Genomic DNA, 22,183 nt, shown 5'->3' with positions numbered 1-22,183 from the left:
CCTATGCGGCGGCCCTCACCGCGGCCCGGTCAGGCGCGGTGGCCAGGCGGCGCCTGCGCTTCGGCATGCCGAAGGTCGGGTGGGCGATGCCCCACCCGGCCCCCTTGAGTACGCCCGCCTTGAGCCGCGCGGCGGTCCGGCCGGACAGGCACCAGGACTTCGACCGGGCGTCCCCGTCCACCATCTGGAAGATCGCGTCCCGCCGCCCGAGGCTGATGTGGTTGCCGTGGTACTTCAGCCCGGTGGTCGGGACCGCGCCGCCCGTCAGGCGCGCGATGATCGCGGCGGTCGCCTGCATGTTGGTGAAGCCGGCCGACGCGCAGGACATCGGCAGCGGCCGGCCGTTCTCGCCGATCGCGTAGGCGCAGTCACCTGCGGCGTAGACGTCCGGGTGCGAGACCGAGCGCATGCTGCGGTCGACGACGATCTGACCCGTCTCGGCGACCTCCAGTCCGCTCGCGGCGGCGATGGGGTGCACGGCGAACCCGGCCGACCACACGGTCACATCGGCCGGGATGGACGTGCCGCCGGTGGCGATCGCCCGGGTCGGCTCGACGGCTTCGATGCCGGTGTGTTCGTGGACGGTGATGCCGAGCCGGTCGAAGGCCTGGCGCAGGTGACGGCGGGCCTTCGGGGAGAGCCACGCGCCCAGCTCGCCGCGTGCGGCGAGCGCGACCGTGAGATCGGGCCGGGACTCGGCGAACTCGGTGGCCGTCTCAATGCCGGTCAGCCCCTCACCGACGACCAGCACGGTGCCGCCCGCGCCCAGGCCGGCCAGGCGTTCACGCAGACGCAGCGCCGAGGACCGGCCGGTCACGTCGAAGGCGTACTCGGCCACGCCGGGGACGTCACGGTGGGCCACGGAGCTGCCGAGCGCGTAGAGGAGCGTGTCGTACGCGAGCTCCGCGTCGCCGTCCTCGCCGGTCACGGCGACGGTCCGGCGCTCGGGGTCCACACCGGTGACGCGCGCCAGGCGCAACCGCACCCCGGTGCCCGCGAACACGTCGGCGAGCTTGCGGAACGCGAGGTCCCGGCCCGCCGCGAGCTGGTGGAGCCGCATCCGCTCGACGAAGTCGGGCACGGCGTTGACGACGGTTATCTCGGTGTCGGCGGGCGAGAGCCGACGGGCCAGGTTTCCGGCGGCGAAGGCCCCGGCGTATCCGGCGCCGAGTACGACGATGCGGTGCTTCATGGCAGTGCTCCTGTCTCGTTCGCGTGCCCCTTGAACGAGACGGCGTCCCGATTGCTGACAGGAGCCTGGTGTGACGCCGGTCACTGATGCCTGTCCCTGGTCCCGGGGGTCCCGGGGACGCGGGGGTCCGGCGGGCCGGGTGATGCCGGCGGCGGTGCCAGGGCCCGGCCGAGTCGATGGCCCGTCGGCCCGGCCGGTCCCGTGGCCGGAGACCTGCGGGCACGGGACCACCCCTGCGGGGGCCGCGCTCGCCGACGCTCTACTCGGGTCGCGGGGTCTCCCGTGCCCGGGCCTGGTGCCGGCGGGCTTTGAGCCGGTTCCCGCAGGTCTTCATCGAGCACCACCGAGCGGTGTTGGCGCGGCTGCGATCCAGGAGGAAAAGGCGGCATTCAGGGTTCTCGCACGGCCGCAGACGGCCGGGCATGCGGGCCTTGACGTCGGCCCACGCGAGCACGAGTTCCACGGCGAGCCTGCGCTCCGGCGGTACCTCCAAGCGCCACTCGATGCCCGACGCGAAGGGCTGCGGGACTTTGCGGACGCCTGCGAGGACTCGGCCGAGCCGGGGCTCCGTGGTCGCGCCCGTCTCCACCGCCTGGAGCGCGTCCCGGGCGGTACGCAGCCACTCGCGCTCCTGGCCGCCTCCGAGGCCCCCGTGCTCCCGTGCCCACCTGTCCACCTCGCGGTCGTCATGCCACAGGTCCTGGCGTCGGCCACCCGAGACGGGCGTGCTGTTCAGCGCCTGCATCAGGGCTTGGTCGTCCAGCACGGACCTCACCTCCCGGGTAACTCCATCAAGTCGTTTGACAGGTTACCTCAGGAGCGGTCTACTGGACGCCAAGAGGTAACCACCAAAAAGCTTCAAAGGGGTTAGTAATGGTTGAGGTTCTCCACCGGTACGTCACAGTGCGGGGGCAGCGCGTCTTCTATCGCGAGGCGGGAGCCCACGAGGCCCCCACGCTCGTCCTCCTGCACGGGTTCCCCTCCAGCTCACGCATGTTCCGCAATCTCATTCCGGAGCTGGCCGATCGCTTCCACGTCATCGCTCCCGACCACCTCGGGTTCGGCAACTCCGACGCCCCTTCGGTGGACGCGTTCACCTACACCTTCGACGCCCTGACCGACATCACCGAAGCGCTTCTGGCCCAGCTCGGCATCGCTCGCTACGCCTTGTACGTCCAGGACTACGGCGCTCCCGTCGGCTGGCGGCTGGCGCTGCGCACCCCGGACGCGATCACCGCGGTGATCACGCAGAGCGGCAACGCCTACGAGGACGGCTTCGTACCGGAATTCTGGAAGCCCGTACGGGCGTACTGGGAGAACCCGGGGCCCCAGACCGAACCCGGCGTCCGTTCCGCCCTCTCGCTCGATGCCATCCGCTGGCAGTACCTGCACGGAGTGGACCGGCCTGAGCTGGTCGATCCCGACACCTGGGCCGCTGACCACCGCGACGTGAACCGGCCGGGCAACGACCTCGTGCAGCTCGCCCTGTTCCGTGACTACGCCGGCAATCCGCCCCTTTACCCCCAGGTGCAGGCCTATTTCCGGGAACGCCAGGTGCCTCTCCTCGCGGTCTGGGGCGACGGCGACGAGATCTTCGGCCCGGACGGAGCGCGCGCCTTCACGAGGGACCTGCCGGACGCGGAGATCCACCTGGTTCCGGGAGGTGGACACTTCCTGCTGGAAAGCCATCTGGACACCGTGGCCGGGCACGTTCGCGCGTTCCTGACCACCACCGGATCACCGGCGTGAAGCCCCCGAAAGGGCCCCCGGGCGGGTGAACGGCACAACCGGCCCCCGAAGCCCGCCAGCCCGGACGGCCGGAGCCGTGCCGACCGGGGTGGCGGGTCGCCCGTGCGGTGACCCCGGACGGGGCGGGCCGGCCCGAATCCGGCGAACGTACCGGGGTTGTCGGGTTCCGAGCCCGGTCGCACCTCACCCGTCGGGCAGCTCGGGACGCCTCTGTGACGGGCCGGCCGAAACCCGGCATCACCACACGCGCACCATGCGCCGTCTGGCGAAAATCGGGCATCGGACGTGATGGACGCGGGTAACCTGCCAGACATGCCAGAAACGGGGCGGTCTTTCACCGGCATGGTCGAACTGGTCTGCATGTTAAGAGAGTTGACTCGACGGCGACGGTTTCTGGCCAAGACCTCGGACGACGAAGTACGAGGCGAACGTCCCCTGCCGCTGGTCTGTCTCGTCCGGGACCGAGGCCCGAACGATTTCCTGATCGCGGTCAACGAGCGGCTGGAGGCATCCGACCACCGGTCCTCGGTGCCCCACGCCTACGTCGACGCCGAGTCGGTGAACGAGTCCGTGACGGACCGCTGGACCGACGTCCAGGACCGTTCGCTCCCGCTGATCCCGCTCCTGGACGAGCTGAGAACCAAACTCGCCGGCGACCGCTTCGGTCCCGGGCGCCCCTTCCGTTTCGACTACTACCGGCTGGCCGACTGGCTGACGGGCCAGCATCTGTCGCCCACACCGGGGCGTCACGAGCAGCAACTGGCCGACCTGCTGCGCCAGTGGACCGGCCGGGCGCACCAGTCGGACCCTGCCGCTCTCACGACCGCCACGGCCGCCACACCCTCACCCCTCAATTTCGTCGGGTCCACCCTCTACCTGCTCGTGGAGGCCGGCCGCCGTATGGGGCTGCGCTGGCTGGGGCGACGCAGCCCCGGCCTGGGGCGGGAGGCGCGCTGGTTCATGCGCCGGCAACCCTTCATGGTCCCCCGCCACTCCACCAGCTTCCGTGGATTCGCGGAGCGGCTCACCGAGCGCGGGCGTGAAACGGAGAACCCCGAGCAGATCAAGAAGTTGCTGGTGCACGCCTTCCTCGAAGACCTGCGCCGGGCGTACCGCCGTCGTCGCTGGAGCCTCCTTCCCAAACGCTCAGGGTGGCGCCGTACGGCCTACACGATCGTTCTGCTCGACAACCTCGCCGAAAGCAACGGTGGCTGGGAGCTGCTGCGTCTCATCAGCGAGGTCCGCAACGAGACCGGCGAGCTCGATCCCCTCCTCGTGGTCGCCGCGTGCGATGAGCGCCCGGCGGCGCTGGAGGCAGGGGACTCCGGCATGCTTCGCGACCCCCAGGACGCGCTGGACGCCCTGAAGGCATGGCTGGACAACCTGCCCAGCAAACGGCAGCGACTGGCGGAGAACGCCCGCTACCTGTGGATCGCCCTGCCACCGGCCCGGGTGGAACGGAACGGCCGGCACGAAGTCTGGGAGAGGGCAGGGGGTTTCCGTCCGCCCACGCCCCCCTTCCTGTCCCGCCGGGGCATCGGTGAAACCCTGCTGGCACTCGTGATGGTCCTGGTACTGCTCCCCGTGACCCGGAGCGTGGTCGACTCGTGGGCCGCCGACTGTGTGTACTTCCGCGACGGCGTTCACGACGGTGTCTCCGTCAGAACCGCGCAGATGGGCCCGGACGACCGCCAGTGCGTCGGCTACAGCGACGACGCGGTGCAGATCTTCGGCTCCAACAAGCGACTCGTCAGGGCGCAGCAGGCGATCTTCGCGCAGAACGAGACGGCGAAGAAGCTGCACGGTCAGCAGCCGGGCCGCCCCTATCTCAGCATCGTGCACTTCGTCGGCCTGACCCACCGTGAGGCTGCGCCGGACACCGATCACGCCGCCGCCGAGGAACTCGAGGGGCTCCTGCTGCGCCAGCGGGCACAGAACGTCAAATCCAAGACCCTGCCGCTGTTGCGCGTCATCGTGGCCAACGGCGGAGACGGTATGCGCAAGGCGCCCGAGGTGGTGCGCGACATGCTCCGGCCCCTGTTCGACGACGATCCCTCGGTGGTGGCCGTGGTCGGGCTGGACCGCACGGTCGAGGAGACCGAGCAGGCGATCACCGAGATCGGCCTGGCCGGTGTTCCGACCATCGGTACCACTCTGACCGGCTCCGGGCTGGGGGAGCGGTCGCCCCTGTACTTCCAGATGGTCCCGGACAACACCGAACAGGCCCAACTGGTCGCCGAGTACGCGCGGCATCTCGAGACGCGGCGGGTGACCCTGTACCACCCGGCCAGAACGGACAGTTACCTCCGCACCCTGGTCGAGGCGGCCACCGCCGAGCTGGACGACGCGGCGGTGCCCGTGACGGAGGCCACTTGGCGGGAGTCAGCCGGTGAGGTGGACTCCCTGTGCGCAGACGGCGTCGACAGGAGCGACGAGATCGTCTATTACATAGGACGCGAGGACGACTTCGGGGATTTTCTGCGGTCCGCGACCAGCGGTTGCACCAGTCAGGGCAAGCTCCCCCTCTTCGTGGCCGCCGACGCGGTCTCCCGGTTCGTAGCCCAGAGGGAGAACCGGGAACACAGTTCGCTCGCGAACCGGTCGATGTCGTACGTCGGTATGGGCAGCCTCGTCACGCTGGCCGGGCCGTCGTGCGCCGAGGAAGGGCGACCCGCACCTCTGCTGGGAGTGGGGACGCCCCTGGACGAATTCTGCGCGGGCTACAAGAAGCTTCGAACGGAACTCTCGAAGACGCTTCCCGACGAGGAGTCGCCCCAGACGCCGTGGCCGGCGGAGCGCACCGGCACGACGTACGACGTGGCGGGACTGCTCGTCAGGACTACTTCCGCACTGCACCAGCAGTTGGACACCGCGTCGGAGGAGGAAGTGGCGCCGCACCGGGCAGCGATCGCCCAGGGACTCAGGGAGGTCACCTTCCAGGGGGCGACCGGAGAGATCGACTTCCGCGCCTCCCGCATCGGCAACGAGCGCAACCTCGCGATCCTGCGGATCTCCGACATCCACGACATGGACGCCGCGCCCACCTGCTCGTACATGAAGGGCGACCTGTTCGACTCCCAGCAGCGACGCGACCCGGAGACCGGTTGTCCCGGGTAGGCGCGACCGTCGCCGCCGCAATCGGTCACCGGCAGTGAGGGCCGCGGCCGTAGGTCGGAAATCGAAGAGGGGCCCGGCTGACGCCGGGCCCCTCTCTTCTCGTAGCGGGGACAGGATTTGAACCTGCGACCTCTGGGTTATGAGCCCAGCGAGCTACCGAGCTGCTCCACCCCGCGGCGGTAATGCCACTGTACACGGTGGTCTTCGTGGGGCGGAGTGCGGTGGTCCGCGCGCCGAGCGAGGCCCCGACGGGCGTCGCCGCAAGGGAGGGGCGTGCCGCCGCGCATGCCCGCCGCGGCGGCGGGTACGAACCCTCCCGTACGAGGGTGTCGCGGCCGTGGCCGTGGAGCGAGGGGTGTCGGAAGTGATTCGAAAGCTGCAGGCGGTCGCGCTGGACTGCGCCGATCCGGTACGGCTCGCGGAGTTCTACGCGGAGCTGCTCGGCGGGCGGGTGGTCAAGGACGCGGAGGACGCCGACTGGGTCGAGGTGCACGGGTTCGAGGGGACGCCGCTGGCCTGCCAGCGGGTGGACGGCTACCGAGCGCCCCAATGGCCCGGCCAGGAGAGTCCGCAGCAGCTCCACCTGGACTTCGACGTGGACGACCTCGACGGCGAGGAGAAGCGGGCGCTTGCCCTCGGCGCGACGGTGCTGGAGCGGACGGACCAGCTCCGCCCGGGGACCAACTGGCGTATCTACGCGGACCCGGCGGGCCATCCGTTCTGTTTCTGTCTCCACTGAGTCGGCCGAGTCGTCGCCCTCGCAGAAACGGGGCGTCAGAACCGGACGTCGGGCGGGGACTTCGGCGCCTGGGTTCGATCAGCCGGCCGGAGCGAGGAGCCGTGGTCCGGCATGTGGTCCCCGGTCACGCCGTCAGGTTGGGTCCGGGCCGGGACGGTTCGTCGGACAGGTGTCGCCGGCGTCCCTGTTTCGTCGGGTCGACAACCGGCGGCGAGGCTCGCATCGGGGTGGGCGGTGTGGCCACCCCGGGAGCCGTGGCGTTCGGCGAGCAGCCGCTTGCGATGGCCGCGCCGACGGACGGCGGTGACGAGAGCGATGACCGCGCAGATGCCGATTCCGAGGACGGGGAGAGTGATGGCGAGCACCAGCCGGCCCGCGAGTGCGACGAGGCCTCCGGGGGCTCCCATGGCGTACCGGGAGAGCGCTTGGGACGAGCAGGTGATCGTGTAGTCGCCTGCCCTCGGCACGTCGATGGTGGCGAGCGGCATCCAGGTCTCGTCACGGGTGAGGAACACGTCGGGTCCGGGATCCGTGAGACCTGGGGCGCCCGGCCCGGTGACGTCACACTCCGGGCCGGGCGACCGGCCCGGGTACTTGACCCAGATCGTCTTCTCGCTCTCCGGCTCGAGCCGCAGGGTGACCGTGTCGCCGTTGGCGAACTGATTGTCGGTGTCCACCGCGTCGATCGCGCTGTTGAACCGGTACACACCGATGGCCACGCCCAGCACGCTCAGCAGGACGGCGATCGCAGCCGCCGTGGCATACCAGTGGCGACCGGGCCGGAGTTCGTTCGCCGGTATCCGCGGCGGTGGGAAGGACTGCATCGGCGAAGCCTAGACCGTCCGTGCTGCCCGGCCGGCGAGCCACTGGAACTTGCCCGCGGATCGCGTGACGGTTGCGGCCTCGACTCGAGGGTACGCCTCCCGGCCGACCGCGGGTCGTGCGGGCGAGGACCGCACCGGCTCGAAGCCGCTGAACGCACCCGACGGACGGGGCCACAGCCCACTCACGCCGCGCCATGGCGCAGTTGCACACTCATCCTCCCAGCGCCCGACGGCCCCGATCACGGAGGCGGTCGCGAGAGCGAGCGCTTGGTAAGACGCCGGACAGAAGTGACCACGGCCGCCCGCCTTCCGGCCTGGACCGGGCTCGCTGAGCACCGAGACGAGCTGCTGGGTGCCGTCAGCCGGATCCACGCCTCACTCGCGGACACCTGAGCCGGCGTCCGAGGGACGCCCCGTGCGAGAGGCACCGGCGATGTGCTCCTGAAGCGGTCGGCGGCGGCCCCGTGCCGTTGCTCTCCACGCCCGTGAGCAGTCGCTAACCCACCCCCTACCGGGGTATCACTGCGGACTTGGCTCCACGGCGTGACGCCCCACGCCCGACCGTCTTCCTACGTTCCTCCCCGTCACCACGGACGAGACAGAGGGAGACGGACGGATGCGCCGCTTCAGGAAGACCCTGACCATCGCCGCACTGACCACACTGCTGGTCGGCAGCACGGCGGGCTGGGCCTCGGAGAGCAGCCGGAGCGCGCCGAGCGGTCCGCTCCCCGGCACCGCCGCATGGCTGGCGGACGACTGGCTGGGCAGCAAGCTACCGGATCCCGCCGCGGCCACCCCGGCCGAGGTGGCGGCCTTCTTCGCCGGCCTGACCGGCCTTCAGCAACAGCGACTCGCCGAGGACCACCCCACCGTGGTGGGCAACCTCGACGGAGCCCCCGTGAACCTCCGTTACGAGGCCAACGCCCCCGCGGGCGACCAGGTCCTGGCGTACGACCCGCGCGGCCGCGGCCTGATCGCGCAGGTCACCGGCGACCTGGCGAAGGCCACCCACGTCGCGGTGATCGTCCCCGGCTCGGACATCGACATCTCGGCGTTCGACCGTACGGCGCGGTGGGCCGCCGACCTGCAGGAAGAGGCGGGTGACGATACGGCCGTCATCGCCTGGGCGGGCTACACCACCCCCTCCGGTATCGGCCTGGACCTGGCGACGGGCCGGCTCGCCGAGGCCGGTGCCGAGCGTCTCACCCGATTCACCGACGGGCTGGAGGCGGCAGGCCTCCCCGACCCCTCCCTCTTCTGCCACAGCTACGGCTCCGTGGTCTGCGGCCTCGCCGCCCCCGACACCGACGCGAGCGACATCGTCGTCATGGGATCGCCCGGCATGCGCGCCGACGACGTCACCGCACTCGACACCGAGGCCCGCGTCTGGGCGGCGAAGTCCCCGCACGACTGGATCGATCGCGTCCCCGATGTCGAGGTCCTGGGCCTGGGCCACGGCGCGGACCCCACCTCGTCCGGGTTCGGCGCGACCGTCCTGCCCGCCGACGACGTCCCCGCGCACGACGCGTACTTCGCTACCGGCACCTCCACCCTGGCCGCGTTCGCGGCGATCGCCGGCGGAGACCTGTGATGAGGACCCCCGCGAAGCTCGCGAAGCTCACCGCCAAGATCGACGACCGCACCCCCGCCCACCGCGACCGCGCCATCGACGGCCTGCGCGCGCTGGCACTCCTGGCCGTCCCGACCGGCCACTGGCTGCTCGGCGGCTTCACCCTCGACACCGGCGGCGGCCTGCACAACGCCAGCCCGCTTTCCGCGTTCGGCGCCCTGGCCCCGGCCGGCTGGGTCCTCCAGATGCTGGGCATCTTCTTCCTGGTCGGCGGCTACTCCTCGTACCTCTCCTACCGGCGCCGCAAGGGATCGGTCCGCGAGTGGACCACCGCCCGGCTCATCCGGCTGGGCCGCCCGGTCCTCGGCGTCACCGCCGTATGGGCGTTGCTGCTTCCCACCCTCCATTACGGCCTCGGCGTCCCGACCGCCACCCTGCACACCGCGTCGACACTGGTCGTCCAGCCCCTGTGGTTCGTCGGCGTCTACGCCGTGATCACGGCCCTCACGCCGTACTGCGTCCGCGCCTCGCGGCACCTCGGTTCCTGGTCCGCGGCCCCGCTGCTCGGCTCGGTCGCGGTGGTCGACTTCCTGCGCTACGGACCGTACGCGGACGCGATGCCGTCCTGGGTGAGTCTGCTCAACGTGCTTCCCGGCTGGATGTTCGCCTACCAGCTCGGCGTGTCCTGGGCGGCCGGGCGGCTGGGCCGCCGCGGGGCGTGGCTGCTGCTCGCGGGCGGTGCGGCCCTGTTCGCCGTCCTGCTGCTGGCCTTCCACTACCCGGCGTCGATGGTGGGCGTGCCCGGCGCGTCCCGGACCAACTCACACCCGCCGTCCCTCCTGGTCCTGGCGCTCGCGGCGGCCCAGTCCGGTGCGGCGGCCCTGCTGCGCGACCGACTGGCCCGTCTGCTCCGGCGCCCCGTCCTGTGGGCCCCGGTGGTGATCATCAATCTGTCGGCCATGACGATCCTGTGCTGGCACCAGACGGCGATGCTCGCCGCCGCGGTCCCCGCCTCGTTCTCGGGCGAGGTCCCCGGCCTGACCACCGCGCCGGACACGGTCGGATGGGTCCTGGCGCGGATGGCCTGGGTGCCGCTCTTCGCGGGGCTGCTCGTGGCGATCGCGAAGGTCGCCCAGCCCCTGGAGACCCCGTGGGACCGAACCGGCAGGACCCGTCGTGCGGCGGCGGGGGTGCTGGCGGCGGGCTTCGCCTACTTCGCGCTGGCGACGTGAGCGACGGTACCCGCACCGCCGTTTCACCGCGGTCCGCGGCCGCCGCACGCACGGCCGCCCGCGCACGACGGCCCGCCGGGCGGGCCGCCGGCCCGGCGGGCCGTTCACCGGCCGCGGCCGGTACGTTGCGCCGCTTCGTCACCGAGGGCTCGAAGCACCTCGGCGAGCCGGCGAAACCGTGCACCACGACAACCCCCCCCGGGCTGACGAGTCACGCGCCGTATCAGCACCCTCCACCGAACACGGGAGTACAACCATGTCCTCGGCCGGCGAAACCGCTCTGCCACACCCCGAGAAGGCCAACGCGAGGCAGTGCCCACCCGAGACGAGAAGCGAGTTCACACCTCTGCTGCGCGACGTCAAGGGACAGGACCTGCTCGAGCGGCGCACCGGCTGGTACGCGGGCACCATGGTGACCAACGCGCTCGGCCTGGCCACCGTCGTCACCGGCATAGCACTCCTCGGCGATTCGTGGTGGGTCCTCGCCCTCGCCCCCGTCCTCGCCGTCCTGTGTGCCCGCACGGCGTTCATCGGCCATGACGCGGGCCACGCCCAGATCAGCGTCAATCGCGTCACGAACCGCCGCATCGGACTCGTCCACGGCAACCTCCTGCTGGGCATGAGCTACGCGTGGTGGAACGACAAGCACAACCGCCACCACGCCAACCCCAACCACATCGCCAAGGACCCCGACGTCGCCGCCGACGTCCTCGTCTTCACCAGCGAGCAGGCCGCCACCCGCGCAGGCCTGCGCGGCCGGCTCACCCGCCACCAGGCATGGCTCTTCTTCCCCCTCACCCTCCTCGAAGGCCTCGCCCTGAAGCTTCACGGCTTCCGGTACCTGCGCCGCCAGAGCGGCCGCGAGCGCCTGGTGGAGGGCACCCTCCTCATCGCCCACATCACCGGGTACGTCACGCTGCTCCTGACGACGATGCCGCTCGCGCACGCACTCGTCTTCGCCGCGCTCCATCAAGCCCTGTTCGGGCTGCACCTGGGCATGGCCTTCGCGCCCAACCACAAGGGGATGGACATGCCCGACCCCGACGGCCAGAAGTGGGGGCACCTGCGGCGCCAGGTCCTCACGTCCCGCAACATCAGGGGCGGCGTCCTCACCGACTGGTTCCTCGGCGGCCTCAACTACCAGATCGAGCACCACCTGTTCCCCAGCATGCCCCGCCCCCACTTGAGGCTCGCCCAGTCCATGGTGAAGGCCCACTGCCACGACCTCGGCGTCCCGTACACGGAGACCGGCCTCGTCGACTCCTACCGTCAGGCCCTGCGACACCTGCACGAAGTGGGAGAACCGCTGCGCGCCGGCGTCTGATGCGTAGCGGAGGACGGAGGCCGGTCGTGACCGCGCCTCGAGGACACAAGGGAGACAAGGGCGATGATGACTGGATCGCGGCCGTGCCCCACCTGGAGCTGCGCGGCCTCGGCCACGATGCCGGACCCGGCGCCAGGGTGCTCGGCGCACACCGGCTCACGGCATGACGCGTCCGGGCACAGTGGCCTGTTGGCGCCCGGCACGGACAGCCCGGTGAACGACGCCGCCGCCGGAACCGGCGTCCACGGTCCCGCCGAGATCCCCGACGGTTGCGCGTCCCCTGACGCCGTCTCGCCGCACCTAAGCTGGGGACCATGACCTCAGTGGAGCAGGAACCCGCGCGGGCGCTGTTCGCGGGAGCTTCGCGTCGGTGGGTACGACTGCTGCCCTGGGGCGTGGCGTTCGTGCTGTGCGTCGCCCTGCTGCCCACCACCATCCAGGTGCTCAGCGTCGACTACGGCCTGAACGGCGGCATCGCGAGCGCGCTGGCCGTCGCGCAGTCGGCACCGCTGCTGCTCGCCGTCGTCCGCCCGCTGCAGGCCTGGTACGTGATCTTCGCCGCGGACGTGGCCGGGGCGCTCGCCCTGCTCGCCGTGGACCTCGACGACCAGAACGTGTGGCCGTTCCCGCCCATGGAGATCGTCGGGTACGTCGCGCTCTGCCTCGCCCTCGGCCTGCGCGAGCCGCGCCGGACGCTCCTCGTGGTGTGGCTGGCGACGGCGGGCGCGAACATCGGCCTGGGGTTCGTCGCGCCGGGCGGCACGAGCGCCAGGAGCGCACTGCTCACCATCCTCAGCGGCGTGGCACTCCTGCTCGCCGCCGCACTCCGCGAGCGGTACGAGGTGCAGCGCAGGCTGGCCGAGCAGGAGACGATCAGCGAGGCCGAGCGCGAGCGGCGGACCCTGCTGGAGGAGCGCGCTCGCATCGCACGCGAGCTGCACGACGTGGTGGCGCACCACATGTCCGTCATCACGGTGCAGGCGGGCACCGCGGCGTACCGCATCGACGGGCTTCCGCAGGATGTGCAGGAGGAGTTCACGTCCATCGCGGCGACCGCGCGCGAGTCGCTCGGCGAGATGCGACGGCTCCTCGGCGTGCTGCGCAACGAAGAGGCGCACGGCGAGCTCGCGCCCCAGCCGGGCCTGACGCGGATCGGGCAGTTGGTGGAGGCGACGGTGCGGGCGGGAGTGCCGGTGGAGTTCACCCCCTGCGACGCCGATGTGCCCGAGGTGGTGGGCCTGTCCGCGTACCGCATCGTCCAGGAGGCCCTCGCGAACGTCGTGCGGCACGCGCCGGGTGCTCCGACGCGGGTGTCGGTGTCGGAGTCCGTCTCCGAGTCCGTTTCGACAGGCGGCGCGCGGCTCACCGTCCTCGTCGTCAACGCGCCGCCGCCCGAGCCGCCCGTCGCGCCGCTCGAGGAGGGCGGCACCGGGCACGGCCTCGTCGGCATGCGTGAGCGGGTGCGCCTCGCCGGCGGTGCCCTCGACGCGGGCCCGCTGCCGGACGGCGGCTTCCGGGTCGCCGCACAACTTCCGCTGACCGAAGGGGACCTCACGTGACGACGCGCGTCATCATCGTCGACGACCAGGCCATGGTGCGGGCCGGCTTCGCCGCGCTGCTGGCCGCCCAGAGCGACATCGACGTGGTGGGGGAGGCCCCGGACGGTGCGAAGGGCGTCGAGCTGAGCCGGCGCACCCACCCCGACGTCGTGCTGATGGACGTCCGCATGCCCGAGATGGACGGCCTCGAGGCCGCGCGCCGCCTCCTCGCGCCCCCGCCGGGCGGTGGGGGCACCGCCCACGACGTTCAGGGAGTACGGGAGCACCGGCCCCGCGTCCTGATGCTCACCACGTTCGACGTCGACGACTACGTCTACGAGGCGCTGCGGGCGGGCGCGAGCGGCTTCCTGCTGAAGGACGCGCCGCCGGCCGATCTCATCGCGGCGGTACGCGTCGTGGCCTCGGGCGACGCGCTGCTCGCTCCCTCGGTGACGCGCCGCCTCATCGCGGACTTCGCCCGGCAACGTCCCGCCGCCCGGGGCAAGCCCGCGCTGCGACTCAAGGCCCTGACGGCACGCGAGACCGAGGTCCTCGTCCTGGTGGCCCGAGGGCGGTCCAACGCGGAGATCGCGCAGACTCTGGTACTGGCCGAGCAGACGGTGAAGACACACGTGAGCCGCGTCCTCACCAAGCTCGACCTGCGCGATCGCGCCCAGGCGGTGGTCTTCGCGTACGAATCGGGGCTGGTGGCCCCGGGCGAGTAGGACGGCGCCACCCCGGGGCCGTCCCCGGGGCCCCGGGCCCGTCGCCACCGGAGGCGGAGATGGCCCGCGGGCCCCGACGCTCGCACGGCGCTGTTTCCGGCCGCCCTGAACCGCGTCGGGCGGGACGTGGTCTTGTCAGGGCGGCCCGCGAGCCGGCTCCTCGCAACGACCACGAGCACTTGTCCGGGTCCCGGCACGGGGCGGCGAGGACGGCGCGGCAACGGCGGCAAGCCCCCGTGCGCGCCGAGCCGGCGGCAGCCTGGCCGCCCCTTCCCGTGCTCTGCGACAAGCGCCGAGCGGGGGACGACCCGTTCCGCCGCAGGCCGGGGCCGCGCCCCGGGCCCGGGAGGCGCAGCCCTCCGGCGGCGGGCAGAGCCCGCCCCTCCTCCACCCCCTACCGCGGTAGCACCTCCACATTGGCTCCCGCGTATGACGCCCGGCACGCACCCGGTCCCGCACTCTCCACACATCGGCACGAAAGATCGCGAGAGGGCGGAACATGAGGCTACGCAGCAAGCGGCAGCAGACGGACCACCGACCGGAGGCCCCGGCCACCACACCCGGCCTCGCCGTCGAACTGCGCGGTGTCCGGCGCCAGTACGGCCGCGGCGCGGGCTCCGTGCACGCGCTGGCGGGCGTCGACCTGGCCCTGCCGCGCGGCACGTTCACCGCGGTCATGGGCCCGTCCGGGTCCGGCAAGTCCACCTTCCTGCAGTGCGCCGCCGGGCTCGACCGGCCGTCGGCGGGCTCCGTGCGCCTCGGCGGTACGGAGATCACCGGCATGAGCGAGAACAAGCTCACCGAATTGCGTCGCAGCCGCGTCGGCTTCGTCTTCCAGGCCTTCAACCTGCTGCCGTCGCTGACCGTGGAGCAGAACGTGCTGCTCCCGATGCGCCTCGCCGGCCGGCGCCAGGACCGCGGGCGGGCACAGGCGGTGCTCGCGCAGGTCGGGCTCGGCGACAAGGCGCGGCGCAGGCCCGGTGAGCTCTCCGGCGGCCAGCAGCAGCGCGTGGCCGTCGCCCGCGCCCTGGTCACCAGCCCGGACGTGGTCTTCGCCGACGAGCCCACCGGCGCCCTCGACACCGGCACCGCCGCCGAGGTACTCGGCCTGCTCCGGGACGCCGTCGACACCCTCGGCGCCACCGTCGTCATGGTCACCCACGACCCCGCCGCGGCCGCCTGGGCCGACCGTGTGCGGTTCCTCGCCGACGGCGCCTTCGCCGGTGACCTGGAGCGCGGTTCGGCGGAGCGGATCGCGGCGCGGATGACGGTGCTCACCGCCCGTACCGCCCGCGTGGAGGCGATGGCAGGTGCGACGGCATGAGGCTTCCCAACGGACTCGCCCGTGCGGCCGTCCGCTTCAAGCCCGCGTCCTTCGCGGGGACCTTCGTCGCGCTGCTGATGTCCGCACTGATCGTCACGGCCTGCGGCATCCTGCTCGAGACCAGCCTGCGCGCGACGGTGCCGCCCCAGCGGTACGCGAAGGCGCCGGTCGTCGCGGCGGCGGACCAGTACGTGCGCGTGGCCACGGGCAGCGGCGAGGACCGCGAGGAGGAGGCGACCCCGCTGCCGGACACCGCACGGGTGGACGCCGGACTGGCGGCGAAGGCCGCCGAGGCGCCGGGCGTGGCCGCCGCGGTCCCGGACTTCACCTTCCCGGTGCGCGCGGCGGACGGTGGTGCGGCCTTCGGCGCCCGTGAACTGCCCGTCGCGGGCGGTGCGCTGACGGGGCACGGCTGGGGCTCGCACGCGTTCACCGGTACCGCGCTGACCACCGGCTCCGCGCCCCGCGAGGGCGAAGTCGTGCTCGACGCGGGTACGGCCCGCACCGCGAAGGCCGCCGTCGGCGACACCGTCGTGCTGCAGACCGCCGCCGGGCGGCGGGACTTCCGCGTCGCGGGCGTCGCCGAGGCCGGACCCGCGGACACCGCCCGCAGTGCCGGCGCCGCAGGCGCCCTCGCCTGGTTCGCCGACGGCCAGGCCCCCACGCTCGCCGGCCACCCCGGCAAGGCGGACGCCATCGCCGTGCTGGCGCGGCACGGCACCGATGCCGACGCCCTCGCCGGCTCCGTGCAGAAGGCCCTGGCGGGCTCCGTCGCCGAGGTGTACCTGGGCGACGACCGCGGTGCCATCGAGGATCCGGGCCTCGGCTACGCGAAGGAGACTCTCTTCGGAATCGGCGGATCCTTCGGCGGCATCGCCGCCATCGTCGCGGTCTTCACCGCGGCCGGGACCGTCGCCCTGTCCGTGTCCCAGCGGGCGCGGGAATTCGCGCTGCTGCGCGCCGTCGGCGCCACCCCGCGGCAGATCCGCCGCGCGGTCGCCTCCGAGGCGCTGCTCGTCGCGCCGCTCGCCGGGATCGTCGGCTGCCTGCCCGGCATCGGGCTCGCGCACTGGTGGTTCGGGCAGTTGCAGGAACGCGGCGCGATCCCACAAGCGGTGCGGGTGCACGTCTCCTGGATCCCCCTCCTCGTCGCCGTCGCCGCCGGGCTGCTGACCGCGCTCGGCGCCGGCTGGGCGGCAGGACGCAGGCCCGCCAAGACCAAGCCGGGCCAGGCGCTCACCGATGCGTCGGTGGAGCGGCTGCGGCCAGGCGTGATCCGTACCGTGCTGGGCATCGGCGCCCTCGTCGGCGGCGGGTTCCTCACCGGCCTCTCGGCCAGTTCCACGGGGGACGGCGCGGCCGGCGCGGCGCTCGGCGTCGTGATGCTCTTCATGCTCGCCGTCGCACTGCTCGGCCCGCTGGTCGCGCGAGTGTGCGCGGGGCTCTTCGGCCTACCCCTGCGCGGGGCGGGCCCGGCCGCCGGACTCGCGGCCGCCAACTCCCGTGCCAACGCCCGCCGCCTCGCCTCCGCGATCACCCCGATCGCGCTCGCCATGGCCTTCGCCTCGACGCTCGTCTTCATGCACACGAGCGAGAACCACGCCGCCGACAAGCAACTGCGCGCGGGCATCACCGCGGACCACGTGGTCACGGACCCGGCCGGGCTCCCGGCGGACGCGGTGGCACACGCCGCCCGCGCGCCGGGCGTGACCGCGGCCGTCGGCCTGCTGAACACGCAGGTGCTGGTGCCGGTCGGCTCCGGCGAGTTCAAGTCGCTGCGGGGGGCGGCGGCCCAGGGCGTCACCGGTTCCGGCGCCGAGCTCGCGAAGGTTCAGGACCTGGACGTACGTGAAGGCAGCCTCGACCGGCTCGGCAAGGGCCGTATCGCCATCGACAAGACCCTGGCGGCCTCGGCGGACGCCGGCGTCGGCGACCGGCTTCCGTTCTACCTCCCCGACGGCACCGACGCCCGCCCCGAGATCGTCGCGGTCTACGGCCGCGGCCTCGGCCTGGCCACGGTGACCATGGACCGGGCCTCCCTGGCCGGGCACGTCACCTCGGGCTTCGACAGCACGTTGCTGGTACGCGGCGGCTCGGAGAAGTCGCTCACCCCCCTGGGCGAGGTCACCGACGCGTCCGGTTACGCCACCGAGCAGAACCTCGACGCGCACCTGGGCGCCTGGACCAACAACACCATGGCCGCGGTCCTCGGCGGCTTCGCCGCCGTCGCCGCCGTCAACACCCTGGTGATGACGGTCCTCGACCGCCGCCGCGAGCTGGGCACGCTGCGCCTCGTCGGCTCCACCCGGCGCCAGGTGATGCAGATGCTCCGCTGGGAGGGACTGCTGGTCTCCGCGGTGGGCGTGGTCCTCGGCTCCGCGATCGCCGCGGCCACGCTGATCCCGATGATGCACGGCATGACCGGCGAGGCGCCGTACGTGCCCCCGCTGGTGTACGCATCCTTCGCGGCGGCCACCGGCGGCCTGGCCCTGCTCGCGGTGACGCTGCCGGCGCGGGCGGCGCTGCGCCGCTGGTCGTAGCGCGTGTACAGGGAGCGGGAGCCGGTATCACTCGCGGACTCCCGTTTCGTACGACCTCTCGGTTCGCGGGCCTCGAGCAGCGGACCACAGCGTGCCGCGGTGGCCCTCGACGGCGTTCGGCGCGGCCGCATCGGGAGCAGTGCGCCGCCTTGCGGAGCCGGGCCCGCGCCGTGCCCGCGCCGTGCCCGCGCGAGGCGGCAGCGCCACGCGTACCACCGCCCCACCGACCCGCCCGGCAATGACGGAAAGGACCTCCATGACCGCAACGCAGGCTCCCCCGGGCCGCATCGGGAAGGCCGCTGTCGCGGCCCTCGGCCTGCTGGCCGTCGCCACCGGTGCCTTGGAGTCGGTGGTGACGCCGACGCTCCCGCTCCTCCAACGCGAGCTGGACATGAGTCCGGCCGAAGGAGCGCTGCTCAGCATCGTGCTCCTGATCACCGGCGCGCTCATCACACCGGTCGCGGGCAAGTTCGGCGACCGCTATGGCGGAAAACGCGTACTGATCCGGCTGATGACGGTGGTCTCGGCCGGTGGCCTGGTGTCCGCCCTGGCGCCGAACCTGCCCGTGCTGCTGCTCGGCCAGGTGCTGCAGGGAGCGATGGTGGGCGCGCTGCCCCTGTCGTTCATCCTGGTGCGCAAGCACCTCCCCGCAGAAGAGTCGAAGGTGGCCATCGGAGTGGTCAGCGGGCTCTTCGTGGGGGGCGGGATGGCGGGGACGCTGTCGGCCGGACCCGTGGCGGAAGGGCTGTCCCGGCACTGGATGTTCGCGCTGCCGACGATCGCGGTCATCGGGGCCACCGTCCTGGTGCACAGGCTGATGCCGCACGATCCGCCGGGCCGGCCGGGCGACGCCGGGGTCGACTGGCCCGGGCTGGTTCTCCTGAGCGGGACGCTGCTCACGCTCATGCTCGTGCTCGCGCTGGCGCCCGACATCGCCTCACGGCCCCTCGTGCTCGGCTCGCTCATCGTGGTGCTGGCTGCCTTCGCGACCGGATGGACGGCCGTTGAGCGGCGTGCGGCGTCGCCGATGATCGATCTGCGCATGCTGGCACGGCCCGCGATGTGGAAGTCGAGTGTGCTGACCTTGGTGATCTGCGTCGGTACCTCGGTGGCGGTCTATCTCGTCCCGCAGTTGTTCGCGGTGCCCGCCGACCGGTACGGCTTCGGGGCCGGCGCCACCGAGATCGGCTTCTTCCTGCTGCCCGGCGCCGTGGCCGCGTCACTGGCCGGGCCGATCAGTGCGATGGGGACGCGGCGCTTCGGCTCGCGTGCCGTGGTCACCGCCGGGATCGTCATCATGGCCGCCGCCCTCATCGGCCTGGCGGCCGTGCACACCGAGGTCTGGCACCTCGTCATCGGCAAGATGATGATCGCGCTGGCGAATGGCCTGTGCGTCACCGCGATGGTGACCGACACCGCCACTTCCGTCGATCAGAGCGACACGGGCATCGCCACCAGCCTCGTCCTGGTGACGCGCGTGATCGGCTACGCCGTGGGCGCGCAGATCGGCGGCGCGATCCTCACCGCCGGTACCCCTTCCGGGACGGACGTCCCGGCCGAGTCGGCCTTCGTCACCGGCTTCGTCATCGCCGCCGCCGTCACGGCGCCGGCCCTGCTTGTCGCCCGCACCATGAGCAAAGGAGTCAAGGAATGACCCGCACCGACCTGATGGCGAGTACCTCCGCCACGCGGAAGCGCACGGTCCTGATATCCGGGGCCGGCGTCGCCGGGACCGCCCTCGCCTTCTGGCTGGACCGCCACGGATTCGCGGTCACGGTGGTCGAGAAGGGAGGCACACTCCGCAGCGGTGGCTATCCCATCGACGTGCGCGGCACCGCACTCGAGGTCGTCCGCAGGATGGGGATCCTGCCGCGACTGCGGGACGCGCACATCGACCTGCGCCGGCTGACCTTCCTCGACGGGGACGGCGGCGAGGTGGCCTCGGTCAGCCCCCACGCCGTCACCGGTGGTGTCGCGGGCCGCGACCTGGAGGTGCGGCGCGGGGACCTGACCGACGCCCTCCACACGGCGGTCCGTGATGACGTGGAGTTCCTGTTCGACGACTCCATCGAGACCCTCGACCAGTCCGGCCACGGTGCCGACGTCACCTTCCGCGGGGGCGGCACGCGTACGTTCGACATGGTGGTCGGTGCGGACGGTCTGCACTCACGTACCCGCGAGCTCCTGTTCGGCCCCGAGGAGCGGTTCCACCGGTACCTCGGCCACTGCTTCGCCGTGTTCACCATGCGCAACACCTTCGGGCTCTCCCACGAGACCCTGATGTGGAACACCCCGGGCAGGGCCGCGGCACTCTACGCCGTCGGGGACGACGACGAAGTGCACGCTTTCCTGAACTTCGCCCACCCGGAACCGCCGTTCGAAGCGTTCCGGAACCCGGAGGCCCAACGGAACCTGGTCGCCGCGGTCTTCGCCGACGCGCGTTGGGAGGTTCCGGGGATGCTGGCCGCCATGCGCGACGCGGACGACCTCTTCTTCGACGGCGTCAGCCAGATCCGCATGCCACGCTGGTCCAGCGGCAGGGGCGCGCTGGTGGGCGACGCCGCGTACGCACCCTCGTTCCTCACCGGACAGGGCACCAGCCTCGCCCTCGTCGGCGCGTACATGCTCGCCGGTTCCCTGGCCGACCGTGACCACGCCGCGGGCTTCGCCGCCTACGAGGCCAACACCCGCGGATTCGTGACGGAGAACCAGGAGCAGGTCGGCGCGGGCGGTGCCACACTCTTCCCGACCACCGCGCGGGCTCTGAGGCAGCGCAACGACATGCTGCGCGGCCTCAGCGTCCTGCCCCCCGCGGACGGCCGACCGGCCCATTCGGCCCTCACCCTGCCCGACTTCCTGCCCCGGGCGTGAGCCAGGGAGGGCGCCGCTGACGGGCCTCACCAGCGGTCGGGGCCGGCGGGTCCGGTCCCGGCGCTGGTGCCCCGGGCGCCCTGGTCGCGGAGTGCCGCTGGCACGCTCCGGTCAACTGGGCGCCCAGGCACCACAGCCGGCGGTGACGGCACAGGTCCCGGCGATCGGTCTCCGCTCGTTCTCGTAAGGCGTCCGAGGGAGAGTCCAAGGGGAGTCCAAGGGAGGAGAGCACGGGCGCGCCCGCCGACGACGAGGCCGGGACTCCCCCCGGGTGATCCCGGGGGGAGTCCGTCAGTGCGCCTGGGCCCCTGGACCGGTGCTGCCCCGTACGACCAGCCGGTGCGGGATGGTCAGGTCCAGGGCCGGCACCTCGTTCTCCGGGCTGTAGATGCGGTCGGCCAGGCACTGCAGCGCACGTTCGGCGATCTGCCGCTTGTCGGGGGAGACGGTGGTCAGCGTCGGATGGCTGAAGCGGCTGTCTTCGATGTCGTCGAAGCCGACGACCGCGAGGTCGTCGGGCACTCGCAGCCCACGCGCGTGCGCCATGTGCAGGGCGCCCAGCGCCAGTTCGTCCGTGAAGGCGAACACGGCGTCCGGGGTGTCCCCGTCGTCCCCGTCGAGCAGTTCCGCCATGGCCCGGGCACCGTCCTGCCGGTGCAGTGAGGTAACGGAGCGTTCCCACCGCGGCTTCGGCGTGACGCCCGCTCGGCGCAGTGCGCTGCGGTAGCCCTCGGCGCGCTGCTCCGCGGTGCCGTTGTGCAGGTGCGGCTGCAGCCCGATGGCGGCGACGCGGCGGCGTCCGAGTGCCAGCAGATGGGTGGTCGCCTCGTCCGCGGCGGCCACGTTGTCCACGGCCACCCGGTCCGCCAGGCCCTGAGGGCTGCGCTCACCGAGCAGCACCACGGGCAGGGGGCGCGCGGTGGTCGCCACCTCCTGTGCCTCCAGTGCCCAGGGGCTGATGATGAGGCCGTCCATGGCCCGGCCGCCGTCGCCGGTCAGCAGCCGCCGCTCCGCCTCCGCGTCACCGTGCGTCTGGTCGATGATCACCGTCCATGAACGGCGCCGGGCCTCGTCGACCAGGAGGCCGGCGAGTTCGCCGAAGTACGGCGAGTGCAGTTCCGGGATGGCGAGACCGATGACTCCGGTGCGGCCCGCCCGCAGGTTGCGGGCGGCGAGATTGGGGCGGTACCCCAGCTCGTCGATCGCCTCCTGGACCCGCTGCCGGGTCTGCGTGGAGACCCTGGCGGAACCGTTGACCACGTTCGACACGGTGCGCGCCGACACCCCGGCGCGGGCGGCTACGTCTTTCAGGCTGCTGCTCACCCGCACATCGTGGCATGCCGTCGGCGGCGTTGACCAAGATCCCCTCCGAAAGGTATTGCCACGTTGAATTCAACGATGCAACATGTTCCGGACAGTTCTGCTGCACGTGCAAGGA

17 protein-coding genes and 1 tRNA gene are annotated in these 22,183 nt (G+C 72.3%); 13 read left to right on the top strand and 5 right to left on the bottom strand.

What is annotated here, in order from left to right:
• Window position 1: 1 nt before the first annotated feature.
• Both B1H29_RS01385 and B1H29_RS01380 read right to left on the bottom strand, forming a co-directional pair.
• Entirely contained in the window at window positions 2-1,192 is a 1,191-nt protein-coding gene (locus tag B1H29_RS01385; RefSeq protein WP_055421517.1) for an NAD(P)/FAD-dependent oxidoreductase, read from the bottom strand.
• Between the two features lie 259 nt (window positions 1,193-1,451).
• Window positions 1,452-1,958 (bottom strand): CGNR zinc finger domain-containing protein, encoded by a 507-nt coding sequence (locus tag B1H29_RS01380; RefSeq protein ID WP_055421643.1) that lies wholly within the window; start codon window positions 1,956-1,958, stop codon window positions 1,452-1,454.
• Window positions 1,959-2,065: 107 nt separating this feature from the next.
• Here B1H29_RS01380 and B1H29_RS01375 point away from each other — a divergent pair, with 107 nt between their 5' ends.
• Window positions 2,066-2,941: an alpha/beta fold hydrolase gene (locus B1H29_RS01375; protein WP_055421518.1), complete on the top strand. Its 876-nt coding sequence runs from the start codon at window positions 2,066-2,068 to the stop codon at window positions 2,939-2,941.
• Between the two features lie 312 nt (window positions 2,942-3,253).
• Window positions 3,254-6,058 (top strand): hypothetical protein, encoded by a 2,805-nt coding sequence (locus B1H29_RS01370; RefSeq protein ID WP_055421519.1) that lies wholly within the window; start codon window positions 3,254-3,256, stop codon window positions 6,056-6,058.
• A gap of 102 nt (window positions 6,059-6,160) precedes the next feature.
• Here B1H29_RS01370 and B1H29_RS01365 read toward each other — a convergent pair.
• A tRNA-Met gene (locus B1H29_RS01365) sits at window positions 6,161-6,234 on the bottom strand.
• 188 nt (window positions 6,235-6,422) lie between these two features.
• Between B1H29_RS01365 and B1H29_RS01360 the strand changes: the two genes are divergently transcribed.
• Window positions 6,423-6,797 (top strand): VOC family protein, encoded by a 375-nt coding sequence (locus B1H29_RS01360; RefSeq protein WP_055421644.1) that lies wholly within the window; start codon window positions 6,423-6,425, stop codon window positions 6,795-6,797.
• Between the two features lie 35 nt (window positions 6,798-6,832).
• Here the strand turns inward: B1H29_RS01360 and B1H29_RS01355 are convergent, their stop codons facing one another.
• Window positions 6,833-7,621, bottom strand: a complete 789-nt coding sequence (locus tag B1H29_RS01355) for a hypothetical protein (RefSeq protein ID WP_055421520.1) — start codon at window positions 7,619-7,621, stop codon at window positions 6,833-6,835.
• A gap of 616 nt (window positions 7,622-8,237) precedes the next feature.
• On the opposite strand from B1H29_RS01355, the gene B1H29_RS01350 reads away from it, so the two are divergent.
• The 10 genes from B1H29_RS01350 (at window position 8,238) to B1H29_RS01310 (ending at window position 20,745) form a co-directional block, all read left to right on the top strand.
• A complete protein-coding gene (locus B1H29_RS01350) occupies window positions 8,238-9,212 on the top strand; it encodes an alpha/beta hydrolase (protein WP_055421521.1) in 975 nt (324 codons plus the stop codon).
• Window positions 9,212-10,423: an acyltransferase family protein gene (locus tag B1H29_RS01345; protein ID WP_055421522.1), complete on the top strand. Its 1,212-nt coding sequence runs from the start codon at window positions 9,212-9,214 to the stop codon at window positions 10,421-10,423. The genes B1H29_RS01350 and B1H29_RS01345 overlap by 1 nt, the downstream gene beginning before the upstream one ends.
• Window positions 10,424-10,679: 256 nt before the next feature.
• Window positions 10,680-11,747: a fatty acid desaturase family protein gene (locus B1H29_RS01340; protein WP_055421523.1), complete on the top strand. Its 1,068-nt coding sequence runs from the start codon at window positions 10,680-10,682 to the stop codon at window positions 11,745-11,747.
• Window positions 11,748-11,773: 26 nt separating this feature from the next.
• Window positions 11,774-11,914 (top strand): hypothetical protein, encoded by a 141-nt coding sequence (locus tag B1H29_RS37895; RefSeq protein ID WP_159027756.1) that lies wholly within the window; start codon window positions 11,774-11,776, stop codon window positions 11,912-11,914.
• A gap of 147 nt (window positions 11,915-12,061) precedes the next feature.
• Window positions 12,062-13,306, top strand: coding sequence for a sensor histidine kinase (locus B1H29_RS01335; RefSeq protein ID WP_055421524.1), 1,245 nt, complete (start codon window positions 12,062-12,064; stop codon window positions 13,304-13,306).
• Window positions 13,303-14,010 (top strand): response regulator, encoded by a 708-nt coding sequence (locus B1H29_RS01330; protein WP_055421525.1) that lies wholly within the window; start codon window positions 13,303-13,305, stop codon window positions 14,008-14,010. Before B1H29_RS01335 ends, B1H29_RS01330 begins: the two co-directional genes overlap by 4 nt.
• A 499-nt stretch (window positions 14,011-14,509) precedes the next feature.
• The gene (locus tag B1H29_RS01325) at window positions 14,510-15,334 is read left to right on the top strand and encodes an ABC transporter ATP-binding protein (RefSeq protein WP_055421526.1); all 825 of its coding nucleotides are present in this window, start codon (window positions 14,510-14,512) and stop codon (window positions 15,332-15,334) included.
• Window positions 15,331-17,874: an ABC transporter permease gene (locus tag B1H29_RS01320; RefSeq protein WP_055421527.1), complete on the top strand. Its 2,544-nt coding sequence runs from the start codon at window positions 15,331-15,333 to the stop codon at window positions 17,872-17,874. Before B1H29_RS01325 ends, B1H29_RS01320 begins: the two co-directional genes overlap by 4 nt.
• A 256-nt stretch (window positions 17,875-18,130) precedes the next feature.
• Window positions 18,131-19,528 carry an MFS transporter gene (locus tag B1H29_RS01315; RefSeq protein ID WP_055421528.1) on the top strand — a complete coding sequence of 466 codons (1,398 nt, stop codon included), beginning with the start codon at window positions 18,131-18,133 and terminating at the stop codon, window positions 19,526-19,528.
• Complete coding sequence (locus tag B1H29_RS01310) at window positions 19,525-20,745, top strand: FAD-dependent monooxygenase (protein ID WP_055421529.1); 1,221 nt, start codon at window positions 19,525-19,527, stop codon at window positions 20,743-20,745. Before B1H29_RS01315 ends, B1H29_RS01310 begins: the two co-directional genes overlap by 4 nt.
• 291 nt (window positions 20,746-21,036) lie before the next feature.
• Here B1H29_RS01310 and B1H29_RS01305 read toward each other — a convergent pair whose 3' ends face one another.
• Window positions 21,037-22,068 (bottom strand): LacI family DNA-binding transcriptional regulator, encoded by a 1,032-nt coding sequence (locus tag B1H29_RS01305; protein WP_055421530.1) that lies wholly within the window; start codon window positions 22,066-22,068, stop codon window positions 21,037-21,039.
• Window positions 22,069-22,183 lie beyond the last annotated feature (115 nt).

Origin of the sequence: Streptomyces pactum (assembly GCF_002005225.1) — a bacterium.
GTDB lineage: Bacteria > Actinomycetota > Actinomycetes > Streptomycetales > Streptomycetaceae > Streptomyces > Streptomyces pactum_A.
Note: the sequence above shows the minus strand (reverse complement) of the source record. Positions and strands in the feature narration are given on the sequence as shown.